This is a genomic window from Mycolicibacterium vaccae NBRC 14118 = CIP 105934 (assembly GCF_001552715.1).
Lineage (GTDB): Bacteria > Actinomycetota > Actinomycetes > Mycobacteriales > Mycobacteriaceae > Mycobacterium > Mycobacterium vaccae.
In genome coordinates, this window is record NZ_BCRS01000332.1 from 1 (window position 1) to 1,613 (window position 1,613).

The 1,613-nt window shown below is 74.8% G+C and carries 2 pseudogenes; both read right to left on the bottom strand.

The features are described 5' to 3' along the window. Window positions 1–992: pseudogene (locus MVA01S_RS29780) on the bottom strand (isoniazid response ATPase/transcriptional regulator IniR); the annotation flags it as partial. Between the two features lie 8 nt (window positions 993–1,000). Continuing rightward, window positions 1,001–1,613, bottom strand: a pseudogene (locus MVA01S_RS32240) (Hsp70 family protein); the annotation flags it as partial.

Sequence of the window (1,613 nt, forward strand, 5' to 3'; positions counted from 1 at the left end):
GCGGCCCGGTACAGGCGCGCGGTGCGGGCCGGATGGTCGCGGGTGTGCGCGGCCAGCTCGCCCAGCGCGGCGGCCAGCCGGTCGTCGCGCAGCCCGTGCTCGGCCAGTCGCAACGCCAGATCGGTGGTCAGGGTGCCTAATTCGAGCTGGGACACCAACACCGAGATTTCGACGTCGTGATGCCTTGCCGCGCCGACGATCTGGGCCACCGCGTGGTGGACCGTGTGCTGGAACCCCTGCGGATGCGACGGCTCGACCAGCCCGCTGGCGCGGGCCTGGTCGACGCTGGTCAGCGCGTCCTGGGCGGACAGGCGGAGTGCCGCGGCGACATCGTCGGGGCCGAGGTCGGCACTCAGCGACGCGACGACGAACGTGTTCAGCAGGCGTTCGTCGCAGCCACGCAGCCGCTCGATGAGGCCGAAGCGAGCCGCCCGGCGCATCGCCGTCTCGCCGTCGGCCGCCGCGGCGAGAACCGGACGCAGCAGGAACGGCAGCCCGGCCGTCGCGGACATCAACGCGCGCAACAGTTCCGGCGTCGCCGGCGCCCCGAGAGCGGCAGCGGCGACCCGGCTGACCTCGACCGGGGGGAGGGGCCCCAGCGTCACGGCCGGACGCTCACGTTCCAGCGCGGTGACGAGTTCGCGAAGCGGCCGGTGGTGGGCCAGCGGCTGGCAGGCGATCATCACCGTCGCCGTGGGGTCGGTGGCGAGTTCGGTGAGCCGGGCCAGTTCGGCGGCGTCGAGCAGATGGCTGTCGTCGACGACCGTCGCCACCTCGGGCGGGTCGCCGGGCCCGCGCGGGCGCGACGACACCGGACGGGCGGCCCCGCGTAATGCCGCACGCACCGCGGTCAGCACCGTGGACTTGCCGGTGCCGACGCCGCCCGCGACGACGAGCTTGTGCGCGGCGTGCGGATCTGTCTCGACCGCCGCGACGGCCTCCCGCGCTGCAGGGGGGAGATCGGTGTGTCGCGGCGTCGCCGGACCGGTCATCGTCGCGGTCAGGCCTCGGGTTCGGGGATGACGGTCGTGATGATCGGGTCCGGCGGATCGACCGGCTCCGGCGGCGGCTCGACCGTCGTGGGTACGGGCGGGGGCGTCGTCGTCGGAGGGGGCGTCGTCGGCGGCGTGGTGGTCGGACGCGTGGTGGTGGTCCTCGTCGTCGTGGTGGTCGGCGACGTGGTGGTGGTGGTGGTCGTCGTGGTGGTCGTCGTCGTCGTGGTCGGCGAGGTGGTCGCCGTCGTCGGGGTCGTGGTGGTGGCCGGCGGTGGCGGTGGCGGCTGGCTGACCGTGGTGGTCGCGACGCCGTCGGGCCCGACGGTCACGGTGGTGACCGGTGGGGGCAGCTCGGCCGGAGGGGCCTCGCTCGGCGGGGTCGCGGTTTCGGTCACCGTGCCCGGATCGCTGTCCGCACTGGTCAGCGTGATCGCCAGACCGCCCACCGCCAGCAGCGCCGCGGCGGCTGCGGCGCCGAACAACACCGGCGGGCGCTTGTACCAGGGCAGCGGCGCCACCTCATCGGGGTAGCCCTCGTCCTGCGGGGCGAAATCCATCGCCGGGCGCGCGGCGGTGCCCGCAGGGTCCGCATAGGCAGCGGCGGCGGTGTAGTCCCCG